This window comes from Streptomyces sp. NPDC059224 (genome assembly GCF_042754285.1).
Lineage (GTDB): Bacteria > Actinomycetota > Actinomycetes > Streptomycetales > Streptomycetaceae > Streptomyces.
Window position 1 is genome coordinate 30,227 of record NZ_JBHZAN010000026.1, and the last position, 14,509, is coordinate 44,735.

12 protein-coding genes are annotated in these 14,509 nt (G+C 70.7%); 7 read left to right on the forward strand and 5 right to left on the reverse strand.

Going from position 1 to position 14,509, the window contains the following annotated elements:
* Positions 1-113 precede the first annotated feature (113 nt).
* On the reverse strand, positions 114-638 hold the full coding sequence (locus ACFXI4_RS27950) for a DUF4245 domain-containing protein (protein ID WP_384995985.1): 525 nt from the start codon (positions 636-638) through the stop codon (positions 114-116).
* Between the two features lie 125 nt (positions 639-763).
* Here ACFXI4_RS27950 and glpX point away from each other — a divergent pair, with 125 nt between their 5' ends.
* Positions 764-1,798 carry a class II fructose-bisphosphatase gene (gene glpX / locus ACFXI4_RS27955; protein ID WP_362730269.1) on the forward strand — a complete coding sequence of 345 codons (1,035 nt, stop codon included), beginning with the start codon at positions 764-766 and terminating at the stop codon, positions 1,796-1,798.
* 163 nt (positions 1,799-1,961) lie between these two features.
* Here the strand turns inward: glpX and ACFXI4_RS27960 are convergent, their stop codons facing one another.
* Positions 1,962-2,345 (reverse strand): WhiB family transcriptional regulator, encoded by a 384-nt coding sequence (locus tag ACFXI4_RS27960; protein WP_362730266.1) that lies wholly within the window; start codon positions 2,343-2,345, stop codon positions 1,962-1,964.
* A 152-nt stretch (positions 2,346-2,497) separates the two neighbouring features.
* A complete protein-coding gene (locus tag ACFXI4_RS27965) occupies positions 2,498-3,199 on the reverse strand; it encodes a DUF1707 domain-containing protein (protein WP_384995987.1) in 702 nt (233 codons plus the stop codon).
* A gap of 169 nt (positions 3,200-3,368) precedes the next feature.
* Between ACFXI4_RS27965 and ACFXI4_RS27970 the strand changes: the two genes are divergently transcribed.
* Complete coding sequence (locus tag ACFXI4_RS27970; RefSeq protein ID WP_384995989.1) at positions 3,369-5,039, forward strand: fumarate hydratase; 1,671 nt, start codon at positions 3,369-3,371, stop codon at positions 5,037-5,039.
* A 164-nt stretch (positions 5,040-5,203) separates the two neighbouring features.
* Here the strand turns inward: ACFXI4_RS27970 and ACFXI4_RS27975 are convergent, their stop codons facing one another.
* Complete coding sequence (locus ACFXI4_RS27975) at positions 5,204-5,581, reverse strand: hypothetical protein (RefSeq protein ID WP_362729402.1); 378 nt, start codon at positions 5,579-5,581, stop codon at positions 5,204-5,206.
* 182 nt (positions 5,582-5,763) lie between these two features.
* Here ACFXI4_RS27975 and ACFXI4_RS27980 point away from each other — a divergent pair, with 182 nt between their 5' ends.
* The 3 genes from ACFXI4_RS27980 to ACFXI4_RS27990 all read left to right on the forward strand — a co-directional run bounded on the left by ACFXI4_RS27980 (position 5,764) and on the right by ACFXI4_RS27990 (position 10,344).
* Positions 5,764-7,149: a class II fumarate hydratase gene (locus tag ACFXI4_RS27980; RefSeq protein WP_384995991.1), complete on the forward strand. Its 1,386-nt coding sequence runs from the start codon at positions 5,764-5,766 to the stop codon at positions 7,147-7,149.
* A gap of 84 nt (positions 7,150-7,233) precedes the next feature.
* Complete coding sequence (locus ACFXI4_RS27985; protein ID WP_384995993.1) at positions 7,234-7,947, forward strand: DUF402 domain-containing protein; 714 nt, start codon at positions 7,234-7,236, stop codon at positions 7,945-7,947.
* A gap of 306 nt (positions 7,948-8,253) precedes the next feature.
* On the forward strand, positions 8,254-10,344 hold the full coding sequence (locus ACFXI4_RS27990; protein WP_384995994.1) for a SpoIIE family protein phosphatase: 2,091 nt from the start codon (positions 8,254-8,256) through the stop codon (positions 10,342-10,344).
* Positions 10,345-10,508: 164 nt separating this feature from the next.
* On the opposite strand, the gene ACFXI4_RS27995 is transcribed toward ACFXI4_RS27990, so the two are convergent.
* The gene (locus tag ACFXI4_RS27995) at positions 10,509-12,917 is read right to left on the reverse strand and encodes a transglycosylase domain-containing protein (protein WP_384995996.1); all 2,409 of its coding nucleotides are present in this window, start codon (positions 12,915-12,917) and stop codon (positions 10,509-10,511) included.
* Between the two features lie 264 nt (positions 12,918-13,181).
* On the opposite strand from ACFXI4_RS27995, the gene ACFXI4_RS28000 reads away from it, so the two are divergent.
* Together ACFXI4_RS28000 and ACFXI4_RS28005 are read left to right on the forward strand one after the other, a co-directional pair.
* The gene (locus ACFXI4_RS28000; RefSeq protein WP_384995997.1) at positions 13,182-14,099 is read left to right on the forward strand and encodes an SPFH domain-containing protein; all 918 of its coding nucleotides are present in this window, start codon (positions 13,182-13,184) and stop codon (positions 14,097-14,099) included.
* Positions 14,096-14,350, forward strand: a complete 255-nt coding sequence (locus ACFXI4_RS28005; RefSeq protein WP_384995998.1) for a hypothetical protein — start codon at positions 14,096-14,098, stop codon at positions 14,348-14,350. The genes ACFXI4_RS28000 and ACFXI4_RS28005 overlap by 4 nt, the downstream gene beginning before the upstream one ends.
* Positions 14,351-14,509: the final 159 nt, after the last annotated feature.

Sequence of the window (14,509 nt, forward strand, 5' to 3'; positions counted from 1 at the left end):
TGTTTTTTTTTATATACGCCAGTCCTCTCGAGTGACCCCACCCCCCCGCCGCTTTGCCCTGCCCCCCGCCACGGGCGGCCGCGCCCCACTTCCACGTCAGTACCGGGGGCGGGTCAGGACATCTTCAGCGCCCCGGCCATCTTCGTCAGCTGGGTGAAGGAGGCCGTGCCCGCCACCACCGTCGTGGAGCCCGGGGTGTCCGCCAGCACCAGCGCGTCGTAGCGGCCGCCGGTGTAGTGCGTCCACGTACGGTCGCCGATCCTCTCGGTCGTCCTCGTGGCCGTCGCGCCCTGGCTGGCGTCGGCGATGAAGTCCGCGGGCTTCTGAGTCGACTGCTCGATCTGGACGTACTGACCGTCGGGGGTCTGGTAGCCGAGGTGCCAGCGGTCGCCGTCCTCGCCCTGGAAGCGGACCGAGGTCGCCTTCCAGTCGCCGGGCAGGCCCTCCGGCGCGGCCACCGGGTAGCTCGCCGCGCGCCGGGCCGTCAGCAGCTCGACCCGGTAGTCGACCCGCCGGATGTCGGGAGCGTGATCGTCATGCGGGACGAGCAGGTAGATGAAGCCCGCCGCGAGACCGATCAGGGCCAGGGAGAGAATCATGTCCCGGACCGTCTTCTGCTTGCCGTTCGTGCCTGCCACGTCCCCTATCCTCGCAGGTGCCCGCTGCGCTCATCCGTGGGGTCCCCTGCTCATTTTGTCAGCCTGGCGATAGAGTCGACGGGAACCCTCATCCGGCCGTCGTCGTATCAGAAAGGTGCGCTCCGATGACCGAGCATCATCACTTGCCGTCCGAACTCGATGTCCCCTCCGAGGCCCCCGACCGCAACCTCGCCCTGGAACTCGTCCGTGTGACCGAGGCCGCCGCGCTGGCGGCCGGCCGCTGGGTGGGCCGCGGCGACAAGAACGGCGCCGACGGCGCCGCGGTACGCGCCATGCGGACCCTCGTCTCCACCGTGTCGATGAACGGCGTGGTCGTCATCGGGGAGGGCGAGAAGGACGAGGCCCCGATGCTCTTCAACGGAGAGCGCATCGGTGACGGGACCGGACCCGAGGTCGACATCGCCGTCGACCCGATCGACGGGACCACGCTGACCGCGAAGGGCATGCCCAACGCGATCGCCGTGCTGGCCGCGGCCGAGCGCGGTGCCATGTTCGACCCGTCCGCCGTCTTCTACATGGACAAGCTGGTCACGGGCCCGGAGGCGGCGGACTTCGTCGACATCAACGCGCCGGTATCGGTCAACATCCGGCGGGTCGCCAAGGCGAAGCGCGCCACGCCGGAGGACGTGACCGTCGTCATCCTCGACCGGCCACGGCACGAAGGCATCATCCAGGAGATCCGTGAGGCCGGCGCTCGCATCAAGCTGATCTCCGACGGTGATGTCGCCGGCTCGGTCTACGCGCTGCGCGAGGGCACCGGTGTCGACATGCTGCTCGGGATCGGCGGGACGCCCGAGGGCATCATCTCGGCGTGCGCGGTGAAGTGCCTGGGCGGGACCATCCAGGGCAAGCTGTGGCCCAAGGACGACGAGGAGCGCCGGCGGGCCGTCGACGCCGGTCACGACCTGGACCGGGTGCTGACGACCGAGGACCTGGTGACCGGGGAGAACGTGTTCTTCGTCGCCACCGGGATCACCGACGGTGAGCTGCTGCGCGGGGTGCGGTACCGGTCGGAGACCGCGCTGACCGAGTCGATCGTGATGCGGTCGAGGTCGGGGACGGTACGGAAGATCGACTCCGAGCACCGGCTGCGCAAGCTGCGGGCGTACAGCACGGTGGATTTCGACCGGGCGAAGTAACGCCTTACGCGAAGGGGCCGTGGGGCGCCGGCGACCACGGGTGCGTCGTGGCTTGTCGCGCCCACGCGGCGGAGCCGCATGCCGGCACAGCCCCGCGCCCTGACAGGACGTTGAGCCGACCGCGTCCAGAAGGCGCCCTCTGTGCGGAGAGGGCGCCTTCTTGTCAGCCGGCCTGCGCTATGCGGTTCGTCGCCGTCGCTCGTGCCGCCTTCTTCAGTTCCATGTCACGGCGCCTGCGCCTGGCCAGCACCACGCGGCGTTCCGCCGCGGTGAGGCCGCCCCAGACGCCGTACGGCTCGGGCTGGAGCAGCGCGTGTTCGCGGCACTCGACCATGACGGGACAGCGGGCGCAGACCCGTTTGGCCGCCTCCTCCCGGGACAGCCGGGCGGCGGTTGGCTCCTTGGAGGGTGCGAAGAACAGGCCAGCCTCGTCGCGCCGGCACACCGCCTCGGTGTGCCAGGGTGCGTCTTGGTCCCTGTCCCGCACTGGCACCCGCTGGGCCGGCACGGCAGCTACCTGCAGGGACGAATGCGGCGGTTGCAGCACGGTCTACTCCTGACGACGGCTTCGCGAGCGAGAGACGATGCAGCAAGGCCTACCCGCTGTACGCGGGCCTATGCACAGCGTCCCCAACAGCCGTGGCACGGCGGCCTGTTCACGACCCCGGGCGCCCCTCGCCGGGCGGTTGTTCGCGTCCGTCAACGATCCAGGTGTTTGCGCAACTTCCTGTCGACCTTGTCCTGAACCCGGTCCAGGATGTCCTCGATGAGCTTGCCGCGCTTCGGCCGCGCCTCCACGTTGCCGAGCACGGCCCAGCCCTCGACGTAGACGACCGGCGCGTCGGAGTCGACGGAATCCCGCGTGTCCGCCTCGAAGTTGCCCAGCACGCCGCCGCCCGTGCCGCGCAGCGACACGTTCTCCGGGACGCGGATCTGGACGTCCCCGAAGACCGAGAAGGCCCTGATGACGACCTGCTGGTACTCGAAGATCGCCTCGGTGAGGTCCAGCTCGACGGAGCCGAAGACCGCGTACGCGTGCAGTCGGCGGCCCGCCCGCCAGCGGCCCCGGCGGCGGGCGCTGCTGAAGACGGCCACCACGTTGCCGTCCGGCTCGACCGGGATCGCGCCGGGCGTCGGCCGGGGCGGAACCGGGGTGTAGGCGGGGGCGGCCGGGCCGGCATGGGCCGCCGGCAGGTCCCGTATGAAGACCTCCAGCTCGCCCACCGTCTTGGCGCTCAGCACGCCTTCCACACGCTCGGCGTGCTCGTCGGCGGTCAGGCGGCCCTCGGCGAGGGCCTCCCGCAGGATGTCGGCGATGCGGTCACGGTCGGCGTCCGAGGCGCGCAGCTCGGCGAGCGGCGTACCGGCGCGCTCCTGCGGGGTCTGCTTCTGAAGGTCCACGACAGCAGAGTACCGAAACGCGATAGATCGCGACTAGGGGTGTGGACAACCTCGGGCGTGCCGAACTGAGCCCTACCTCACAAGCTCCGGGTCAGAGCCAGGTCCTACGCTGGAGAGCGCCCGCCAGCGTCGGCGGGCGGCCGTCCGTCAGAGTGAGGAATGGGCTGAGATGCCTGAGTTCGCGTATACCGATCTGCTCCCCCAGGGCGAGGACACCACCCCGTACCGGCTGGTGACCTCGGAGGGCGTGTCCACCGTCGAGGGGCCGGACGGGCGGACGTTCCTCAAGGTGGAGCCGGAGGCACTGCGCAAGCTGGCCGAAGAGGCGATCCACGACATCCAGCACTATCTGCGGCCCGCCCACCTCGCCCAGCTCCGGCGGATCATCGACGACCCGGAGGCCTCGGCCAACGACAAGTTCGTCGCGCTCGACCTGCTGAAGAACGCGAACATCGCGGCGGCCGGCGTGCTGCCCATGTGCCAGGACACCGGCACCGCGATCGTCATGGGCAAGCGCGGACAGAACGTGCTGACCGAGGGCGGCGACGAGGCGGCGCTGAGCCGCGGCATCTACGACGCCTACCTGAACCTCAACCTGCGCTACTCGCAGATGGCTCCGCTCACCATGTGGGAGGAGAAGAACACCGGCTCCAACCTGCCCGCGCAGATCGAGCTGTACGCGGCCGACGGCGGCGCCTACAAGTTCCTCTTCATGGCCAAGGGCGGCGGCTCGGCCAACAAGTCGTTCCTCTACCAGGAGACCAAGGCCGTCCTGAACGAGGCCTCCATGATGAAGTTCCTGGAGGAGAAGATCCGCTCGCTCGGTACGGCCGCCTGCCCGCCGTACCACCTGGCGATCGTCGTCGGCGGCACGAGCGCCGAGTACGCGCTGAAGACCGCGAAGTACGCCTCCGCGCACTACCTGGACGAGATCCCGGCGGAGGGATCGGCGCTCGGCCACGGCTTCCGGGACAAGGACCTGGAGCAGAAGGTCTTCGAGCTGACCCAGAAGATCGGGATCGGTGCGCAGTTCGGCGGCAAGTACTTCTGCCACGACGTGCGCGTGGTCCGGCTGCCCCGGCACGGCGCGTCCTGCCCGGTCGCGATCGCGGTCTCGTGCTCCGCGGACCGCCAGGCCGTCGCGAAGATCACCGCCGAGGGCGTCTTCCTGGAGCAGCTGGAGACGGACCCGGCCCGCTTCCTCCCGGAGACGACCGACGAGCACCTGGACGAGTCCTCCGACGTGGTGAGGATCGACCTGAACCAGCCGATGGACACGATCCTCGCCGAGCTGACCAAGTACCCGGTCAAGACCCGGCTCTCGCTCACCGGCCCGCTGGTCGTCGCCCGTGACATCGCGCACGCCAAGATCAAGGAGCGGCTGGACGCGGGCGAGGAGATGCCGCAGTACCTGAAGGACCACCCGGTGTACTACGCCGGTCCGGCCAAGACGCCCGAGGGGTACGCCTCCGGTTCCTTCGGTCCCACGACGGCCGGCCGCATGGACTCCTACGTGGAGCAGTTCCAGGCCGCCGGCGGCTCCAAGGTGATGCTCGCCAAGGGCAACCGCAGCAAGCAGGTCACCGACGCGTGCGACAGCCACGGCGGTTTCTACCTCGGCTCCATCGGCGGCCCCGCCGCGCGGCTCGCCCAGGACTGCATCAAGAAGGTCGAGGTCGTCGAGTACGAGGAGCTCGGCATGGAGGCCGTCTGGAAGATCGAGGTCGAGGACTTCCCGGCGTTCGTCGTCGTGGACGACAAGGGCAACGACTTCTTCCAGGACCCGGCGCCGGCCCCGACGTTCACGACGATCCCGGTGCGCGGTCCCGGCCTGGCGTAGCGCCTTTCGGGGCGGCAGGGACGGAATCCGCCCCCGCCGCCCCTGCCCGCCCCGTCGCGGGGGCCGGGCCCCTTCGCCCCGCCGGGGCGAGGCCCCCGGACCCCGCTTCGGCCCGGAGGCCTCGTCCTCGAACGCCGGACGGGCCGGATGGTGCCACCCGGCGGTCAGTAGGGCATGCAGCCGAACCAGTTCACCGTGGCGCCGGCCTTGGTGTAGCCCATGCACCTGACGGTCTTGTCGTGCTTCGTCGTGGTTCCCGTGACCGGACTGTCCGCGTAGTCCGTCTTGTGGCGGCGCTCCACGAGGGTGTCGACCTCGACGCGGTACCAGCGCTTGCCGCCCCCGGACGGCACACTGCAGCCGCGGGCGGTGATGTTGCGGCTGGGGTCGCCACTCCAGACCGGCCGTTCGGCGCGGTCGCAGTGGGCACGGTGGGTGCCGCCGGACGCGGCCGCGGGGCCGGCTCCCGTGCCCAGCAGGGTCGCCGCGCCTATGGACACCGCCGCGATGGCGCCGAGCAGACCCTTGGGAGTGAAGTTCATCGGTTGGTCCTCCTGCCAGCCGTGGTGATGGCGGGGAATCGCCTGTCACCTTGGGCAGATAGTCACACTTATCCGTGATGTCCCGCCTGGCGGCAGCGGACGCAGTCCCCCGACCCGGTGACGTCGGTGGTGCCAATGCAGCAGGCCGGAACAACCGCGGCACCCCGATCGCTGATACCGGCATGAGCGACTACCGCATCGAACACGACTCCATGGGCGAGGTACGGGTCCCGGCCCACGCCAAGTGGCGGGCCCAGACGCAGCGGGCCGTCGAGAACTTCCCGGTCTCCGGCCAGCGGATCGAGCGCGCGCACATCGAGGCGCTGGCTCGGATCAAGGGCGCGGCGGCGAAGGTGAACGCCGAGCTGGGGGTGGTCGACAAGGACATGGCCCGGGCGATCCAGGAGGCGGCCGCGGAGGTCGCCGAGGGGAAGTGGGACGACCAGTTCCCGGTGGACGTGTTCCAGACCGGGTCGGGGACCTCGTCGAACATGAACACCAACGAGGTCCTCGCGACGCTGGCCACCGAGCGGCTCGGGCGCGAGGTCCATCCGAACGACCACGTCAACGCCTCGCAGTCGTCGAACGACGTGTTCCCGTCGTCCATCCACATCGCGGCCACCGCCGCCGTGACCAGGGACCTGATCCCTGCCCTGGAGCATCTCGCGGCGTCGCTGGAGCGCAAGTCCGGCGAGTTCGCCGACGTGGTGAAGTCCGGGCGGACCCATCTGATGGACGCCACGCCGGTGACCCTCGGACAGGAGTTCGGCGGCTACGCGGCGCAGGTGCGGTACGGCGTGGAGCGGCTGCGGGCCTCGCTGCCCCGGCTGGCCGAACTGCCGCTCGGCGGTACGGCGGTGGGCACCGGGATCAACACCCCGCCCGGATTCTCCGCCGCGGTGATCGAGGAGGTCGCGCGGGTCACCGGGCTGCCGTTCACCGAGGCCCGCGACCACTTCGAGGCACAGGGCGCGCGGGACGGGATCGTGGAGACCAGCGGGCAGCTGCGGACCGTCGCGGTCGGCCTGACGAAGATCGCCAACGATCTGCGCTGGATGGCCTCGGGCCCGCGGACCGGACTCGCCGAGATCGCGCTGCCGGATCTGCAGCCGGGGTCCTCGATCATGCCGGGGAAGGTCAACCCGGTCGTCCCGGAGGCCGTCCTGATGGTGTCCGCCCAGGTCATCGGGAACGACCAGACCATCGCCGTGGCCGGCGCGGCCGGGAACTTCGAGCTGAACGTGATGCTCCCGGTCATCGGCAAGAACGTGCTGGAGTCGATCCGGCTGCTGGCCAACGTCTCGCGGCTGCTCGCCGACCGGACCGTGGACGGCATCACCGCGCACCGGGAGCGGGCCCGCGAGTACGCCGAGTCGTCCCCGTCCGTGGTCACCCCGCTCAACAAGTACATCGGCTACGAGGAGGCCGCCAAGGTGGCCAAGAAGGCGCTGGCGGAACGTAAGACCATCCGCCAGGTCGTCATCGAGGGCGGATACGTCGACAAGGGCGATCTGACCGTCGGGCAGCTGGACGAGGCACTGGATGTCCTGCGGATGACACGGCCGTAACCACGTGCGAACGTTTCGCGCCGCCCGGCCAGAACCGTGCCGTCCGCCGCGGCGTCGTATGCCTATGGCACCTAATATCTGTGCATGGCAGACGGTGGAGCGGTGAGACGCGTGACGCGCGGGGAAACGGGCGGTACGACCGGTGGCGGAGCCGGGTTCTGGGCTCCGGGGAGCCAGATCCTGTGGCGGTACCGGGAGAACGCCGGGCACGGTTTCCACATCGCGCGCCCCGTCACCGTCGTCCGCGACGACGAGGAGCTGCTGGCGGTCTGGCTGGCGCCCGGCACCGAGTGCGTCCGGCCCGTGTTCGCCGACGGCACGTCGGTCGGCGAGGAGCCGCTGGAGTCCCGGTACACCAAGCCGCGCACCGTGCGTCGCGGGCACTGGTTCGGCACCGGGGTGCTCAAGCTCGCCCGGCCCGGTCAGCCCTGGTCGGTGTGGCTGTTCTGGGAACCGGGCTGGCAGTTCAAGAACTGGTACGTCAACCTTGAGCAGCCACTGGCCCGTTGGGACGGCGGGGTCGACTCGGAGGATCACTTCCTGGACATCTCCGTGCATCCGGACCGGAGTTGGCGCTGGCTCGACGAGGACGAGTTCGCCCAGGCGCAGCGGGACGGCCTGATGCGCGCGGAGACGGCCGAACGGGTGCGGGCGGCGGGCCTGGCCGCGGTGACCGCCGTACGGGCCTGGGAGCCGCCGTTCTCGGACGGCTGGCAGCACTGGCGCCCGGATCCGTCGTGGGCGGTACCGTCGCTGCCTGAGGACTGGGACCGTACGCCCGCGCACGTGTCCACATGAGACCCTTGATGCGCCCCCGGTGCACAACCGTAGGATCGTCCTCCGCAAGGGCGCGTTGAGCACAACTCCCGGAGCGTTCAGCCGGGCTTGACCGAACGTCACCGAGGGGCGGCAGGACGTGAGTGAGGGGTACGAGGGCAGCACCGGCGAGCGGGGCGCGGCCCGCAGACCGTCCGTCGGCGGTACAGGAACAGCCTCCAGCCACGCCGTAAATCCGTTCCTGGGACACGTAATCCGGGTATCGGAGTCTCGGCGGGACCACCTGCGCGCCCGGCGCGCAGCCCCGGACGGACGGATTCGACACGCGTGACGGAGCACCCCACCTCCTACGAGCGCCCACAGCCGGGCGCCGACCCCGCGGAGGCCCGCGGGGCGCTCCTGCGTACCCCGCAACCGCCACCGCAGCCGCAGGCGGCGCCCCTCCCGCTCGGCGCCACCGCCTTACCGGCACAGGCCCGCGCGGGCGAGACGCCCTCCGGCCCCGGTACCAGCACGTCCAAGGAGCACTCCGTCAACGGCCCCGAGCACGCCCAGCCCACCAGCGCTGAGCCCGACCCACACCGGCCGCGCCCCACCCCGGAGGGCATTCCGCCGCAGCCCGGCGCCGAGCAGGAGCGGGTGGCCGGCACGAGCGCCCAGGAGCGCCGTACCGGACGCGGGCTGCCACCCGGACGGCCGATGCCGATGCGCCGGGACGGCGACCGGCTGCGCTTCGTGGGCGCCGCGACCCGCCGGATCGCCCGGGGCATCGACCTGGACGAGATCGTGATGGGGCTGTGCCGGGCGACCGTGCCGACGTTCTCGGACGCGATCCTGGTCTATCTGCGCGACCCGCTGCCGGTCGGCGACGAACGGCCGGTCGGCCCGGTGGTGCTGCGGCTGCGCCGTACCGACCGGATCCCGGAGGAACGGGACACCGACGGCTTCCCGCCGCTGCCCGCGCCGGAACCGGAACCGGCCGACATCGGTCTGTCCGCGCTCACGGCGGAGCTGTGCGAGGTACGGCCGGGCGGTGCCCTCAACGAAGTACTGCGGGGCGTACGGCCGGTTTTCGCCGACTCCCCCGCCGCGCGCACCGCGCTGCCCGAACTCCTCGGTGAGGGCGCCGAGGCCCTCGTACCCGGCGGACAGCACGCGATCCTCGCCCCGCTGCGCGGCCGGCGCCGGGTGATCGGCGCGGCGCTGTTCCTGCGCCGGCCGGAGCGGCTCGCCTTCGAGACGGACGATCTGCTGGTCGCCGCCCAGCTGGCCACGCACACCGCGCTCGGCATCGACAAGGCGGTGCTGTACGGCCGGGAGGCCTACATCGCCGACGAACTGCAGCGGACCATGCTGCCGGAGCACCTGCCGAGCGCCACGGGCGTGCGGCTGGCCTCGCGCTATCTGCCGGCCGCGGAGACCGCGCGGGTCGGCGGTGACTGGTACGACGCGATCCCGCTGCCGGGCAGCCGGGTGGCGCTGGTCGTGGGCGACGTCATGGGGCACTCGATGACGTCGGCGGCCATCATGGGGCAGCTGCGGACCACCGCGCAGACGCTGGCCGGGCTGGACCTGCCGCCGCAGGAGGTCCTGCACCACCTGGACGAGCAGGCGCAGCGGCTGGGCACCGACCGGATGGCGACCTGTCTGTACGCGGTGTACGACCCGGTGTCGCACCGCATCACCATCGCCAACGCCGGGCATCCGCCGCCGGTCCTGCTGCACCTGGGCGGGCACGCCGAGGTGCTGCGGGTGCCTCCGGGGGCGCCGATCGGGGTCGGCGGGGTCGACTTCGAGGCGGTGGAGCTGGACGCGCCTGCCGGGGCGACGCTGCTGCTGTACACCGACGGTCTCGTGGAGTCCCGGCTGCGGGACGTGTGGACCGGGATAGAGCAGCTGCGGGAGAAGCTCGCCGCGACCGCGCAGCTGACCGGGCCGGATCATCCGCCGCCGCTCGAAGCGCTGTGCGACGAGGTGCTCGACATGCTCGGGCCCGGTGACCGCGACGACGACATCGCGCTGCTCGCGGCCCGGTTCGACGGCATCGCGCCGAGTGACGTGGCGTACTGGTTCCTGGAGCCGGAGGACGCGGCGCCGGGGCGGGCCCGGCGGCTGGCCCGGCGGGCGCTGTCGCGCTGGGGGCTGGAGGAGCTGACCGACTCCGTGGAGCTGCTGGTCAGCGAGGTCGTGACCAATGCGGTGCGGTACGCGTCGCGGCCGGTGACGCTGCGGTTGCTGCGGACCGATGTGCTGCGCTGCGAAGTCGGCGACGACGTGCCGCAGTTGCCGCGGCTGCGGCAGGCGCGGGCGACGGACGAGGGCGGCCGGGGGCTGTACCTGGTGAACCGGCTGGCCCGGCGCTGGGGGGCGACCCGGCTGAGCACCGGGAAGGTCGTCTGGTTCGAGCTGAACCGCTAGCCCCGCAGGGCTCCGGGTCGTCGGGAAGCTGCGGACCGGCTGTGGCTGGTCGCGCAGTTCCCCGCGCCCCTGGGGGGCCGCGCCCGCGCGGAAGCAGCCGCGCGTCGATACGGACCCGCCGCCCCCCCCGGGGCGGCGGGTCCGTATCGCTCGTGCTCGGACGGCTACTGGAAGTCGTCCGCCGGGTCCAGCGGGTTGTCCGTGATGCCGCCCGTCGGGGTCTGGCTCGGGGTCTGGGACGGGGTCTGGGACGGCGGCGCGGACTTCGTCGGAGTCTGGCTCGGGGTCTGCGACGGGGTCTGGGACGGCGGCGCGGACTTCGTCGGAGTCTGGCTCGGGGTCTGCGACGGGGTCTGGGACGGCGGCGCGGACTTCGACGGGGTCTGCGACGGCCGGACGGCCGCGCCCAGGTCGGTGTCGAGTTCGAACTTGGCCTTCTTCGTGACGCCGAACGTGTACGTCGCCCAGATCTGCGCCGGGTAGCCGCCACCGTTGATCCGGCCGGTGCCGGGGATCAGACCGGTGGCGCCGGTGAGGGACACCTGGCTGTGCTTCTTGTAGTCCTCACCGAACAGACCCACCGAGGTCACCAGGTCGGGCGTGTACCCCGTGAACCAGGCCGACTTGTTGTTGTCGGACGTACCCGTCTTGCCGGCCACCTGCTGGCCCCTGCGCAGCGGGTTCTGGGCCACCGACACCTTCGCCGTACCGTCGTCGACCACACCGGTCAGGACCGAGGTCACCTGGTCGGCCGCGCTCTTGTTGATCACCTGCTCGCCGATCGGGTCCGGCGGGTCGATCTTGCGGCCGGTCTTCTCCGCCGACGCGAGGATGGTCGGGGTGACCTTCTTGCCGTGGTTGTCGAGGGTGGCGTACACCCCGGCCATCTCCAGCGGGCTCGCGCCCATGCTGCCGAGCGTCTGCGCGGGCACCGCCGGCAGGTCCGTGGTGTCCAGGCCGAGGTCGTCGGCGACCTTCATCACGTTCTTCATGCCGACGTCCACACCCATCTGTGCGAACACCGAGTTGACGGACTTGTTCATCGCCGTCTGCACGGTGATGTCGCCGTAGTCGGCGTCGTCCTCGTTGGGCGGCGAGAAGGCGATGTCGCTGCCCTTGACCGCGCGGCCGCTGGTGCCGTCGTAGATCGTGTTGGCGTTGATCTCCTTGCCGTCCTGCGTCTTGGCGTCCTGGTCCAGCGCGGCGGCGAGGATGATCGGCTTGAAGGTCGACGCCGGCTGGTAGTCGGCGCGGGTGGCGTTGTTGGTGTAGTGCTTGTAGTAGTCGACGCCGCCGTACAGGGCGAGGATCTTGCCGGTCTTGGGGTCGACGGAGACGGCGCCCGCCTGGACGTTCTTGTCCACCGTGCGCTTCTTGCCGTCGAGCTTGCTGGTGAGCTGGCCCTTGATCGCCGCCTCCAGCTTGGTCTGCTTCTTCGGGTCGATGTTGAGGGTGATCGTCCAGCCCTGGTCCACGACCTGGGCCTCCGCCTCGGAGCGGGTGAGGCCCTGGTCCTTCATCAGCTGGTTCTCCAGCTGGGTGTTGGCCAGTTCGACGAGGTAGCCCTTCTGGCCCTCAAGGCCGGCGGCGGCCTTCGGCTCCTTCGGAATGGGGAACTTCATGGTGTCGCGCTTGGACTTGTCCAGCCAGCCCTGGCCGACCATGTTGTCGAGGACGTAGTTCCAGCGCTGCTGCACCAGCTTCTTGCCGATGGGGCCCGCCACCGCCCAGTCGTACTGGCTGGGCGCCTGGAGCAGCGCGGCCAGGTAGGCGCCCTGCTCCACCGAGAGGTCCTCGGCGTCGACGCGGTAGTAGGCCTGGGCGGCGGCCTGGATGCCGTAGGCGCCGCGGCCGTAGTAGCTGGTGTTGATGTAGCCCGCGAGGATGTCGTCCTTGGACGTCTCCCGGTCCACCTTCAGCGAGATGACCAGTTCCTTCAGCTTGCGCGTGACGGTCTGGTCCTGGTCGAGGTAGTAGTTCTTGACGTACTGCTGGGTGATCGTCGATCCGCCCTGGGTGCCGCGGCCCCGCGCGGTGTTGTAGAGGCCGCGGGCCATGCCCTTGAGGTCGATGCCCGAGTCGCTGTAGAAGGTCTTGTTCTCGGCCGCGACGAAGGTGTGCTGGACGTCCTTCGGGACCTTGGACAGGTCCACGATCTCCCGGTTGACGGTGCCCTTGCGGGCCAGGACCGAGCCGTCGCTGTACTTGTAGACGTTGCTCTGGGTCTGCGCGAGCGCGTTGCCCTCGGGGACGGACACCATCACGTACAGCAGGATGAACGCGCCGATCCCGAGGAGACAGACGCCGAAGAACGCTCCGAGCATCTTCTTCCAGGTGAACAGCCGGCGTATCCGGCCCTTGGCCGCCTTGCCGCCCTTGGCCGGCTTGCCCTTCGCCGCGGCCTTGCGGCGCTCCGCGCGGGTGCCCCCCTCGGCCCGCGCCGGCTGGACCGCCGTCGCGGTGCCGCCCGGGGCCTCGGGCGAGTCGTGCGCGGGCTGCGGCGACGAGCGGGGCCTGGGCGCGGCACGGCGACCGCCGCGCTGTCGCGCTTTTCTCTCTTCCGCTCGTCCCATGAGTCCGTCTGCTCCGCTTCGTCTCGGCTGTCACACGTGTGTACGGGCATCACACAAGTACGTGGCTCAGGTCAGCTCCGAAAACTAACACCGCCCTCTATGACAAAGAGCAGACGATCCGCCCTTTACGGACGTGACAATCAGCACCCCGTACCAACGGAACCGACGATCGGGAGACGCAGAGGGTTGCCTGGACGCATAAAGTGCTATCACTTGGATAGAAGAAAGTCAGCAGAGCGACAGACAGCTCGTCAAGGGGGAACCATGTCCGTTCACGACTCCGCGGCGACCGCCGACGTACCCGAGATGCCGGCCCCGCGCGTACGGGAGTTCGCCGCGCACAGCATCGGCGGCGGACTCGCCCTGCTGCTGGGCCTGCTGGGGCTGCTCGCCGCCGTCGCGTTGTTCGTGGCCGCCTCCGTGAACCCGGGCTTCGCGCTCGCAGGGGCCGCCGTCCTCGTCGCCTCCGTCATCGCGATGCGCGGCCTGAACACGGTGGCGCCGGGCGAGGCGCGGGTCGTGCAGCTCTTCGGGCGGTACCGGGGCACGATCCGGCAGGACGGGCTGCGCTGGGTCAACCCCTTCACCTCGCGGACGAGGATCTCCACCCGGGTCCGCAACCACGAGACCGCCGTCCTCAAGGTCAACGACGCCTACGGCAACCCGATCGAACTCGCCGCGGTCGTCGTCTGGAAGGTCCAGGACACCGCCCAGGCCGTCTTCGAGGTCGACGACTACACGGAGTTCGTCGCGACGCAGACCGAGACCGCGGTCCGGCACATCGCCATCGAGTACCCGTACGACGCCCACGACGAGGACGGGCTCTCGCTGCGCGGCAACGCCGAGGAGATCACCGAGAAGCTGGCCGTCGAACTCCAGGCGCGGGTGGAGGCGGCCGGCGTGCGGGTCGTGGAGTCACGGTTCACGCATCTCGCGTACGCTCCCGAGATCGCCTCGGCGATGCTCCAGCGGCAGCAGGCCGGAGCGGTGGTGGCCGCACGGCGGCAGATCGTCGACGGGGCGGTGGGCATGGTCGAGGCGGCGCTCGCGCGGATCGCCGAGCAGGACATCGTGGAACTGGACGAGGAGCGCAAGGCGGCGATGGTGTCCAACCTGATGGTGGTGCTGTGCGGGGACCGGGCACCGCAGCCGGTGCTCAACACCGGGACGCTGTACCAGTGACGGACTCGCCCGAAGGGGCACCACGGCGTCGGCCGCAGCAGCGCAAGCAGGTGCTGCTGCGGCTGGACCCGTCCGTGTACGACGCGCTGGCGCGGTGGGCCGGCGACGAGTTGCGGTCGGCCAACGCGCAGATCGAGTTCCTGCTGCGGCGCGCCCTCGCGGAAGCCGGCCGGCTTCCCGGCGGGACGGCCCCCCTCCCCCGCAGAGGCCGCCCTCCTGGCGGTTCCACCCCCGGCCCCCCGTCCGCCTGAACGGCCCCTCCGCGCCACCCGACTCGGACCGGCTCCCGCCCGGCCTTGCCGTTGCCCCCGCGTCCCCTGCTCCAACGCGAGCACGGCGACCTGTCGCACAACCGTGACAAACAGCTCCGAGCTGCACGTTCGCACGCCCCGCCATGATCTACACACCGT

What these genes read in the sequence shown, in the direction of transcription:
- glpX (WP_362730269.1), top strand. Translation starts at nt 764, where the DNA reads ATGACCGAGCATCATCACTTGCCGTCCGAACTCGATGTCCCCTCCGAG.
- ACFXI4_RS27970 (WP_384995989.1), top strand. Translation starts at nt 3,369, where the DNA reads ATGCCTGAGTTCGCGTATACCGATCTGCTCCCCCAGGGCGAGGACACC.
- ACFXI4_RS27975 (WP_362729402.1), bottom strand. Translation starts at nt 5,581, where the DNA reads ATGAACTTCACTCCCAAGGGTCTGCTCGGCGCCATCGCGGCGGTGTCC.
- ACFXI4_RS27980 (WP_384995991.1), top strand. Translation starts at nt 5,764, where the DNA reads ATGAGCGACTACCGCATCGAACACGACTCCATGGGCGAGGTACGGGTC.
- ACFXI4_RS27985 (WP_384995993.1), top strand. Translation starts at nt 7,234, where the DNA reads ATGGCAGACGGTGGAGCGGTGAGACGCGTGACGCGCGGGGAAACGGGC.
- ACFXI4_RS27995 (WP_384995996.1), bottom strand. Translation starts at nt 12,917, where the DNA reads ATGGGACGAGCGGAAGAGAGAAAAGCGCGACAGCGCGGCGGTCGCCGT.
- ACFXI4_RS28000 (WP_384995997.1), top strand. Translation starts at nt 13,182, where the DNA reads ATGTCCGTTCACGACTCCGCGGCGACCGCCGACGTACCCGAGATGCCG.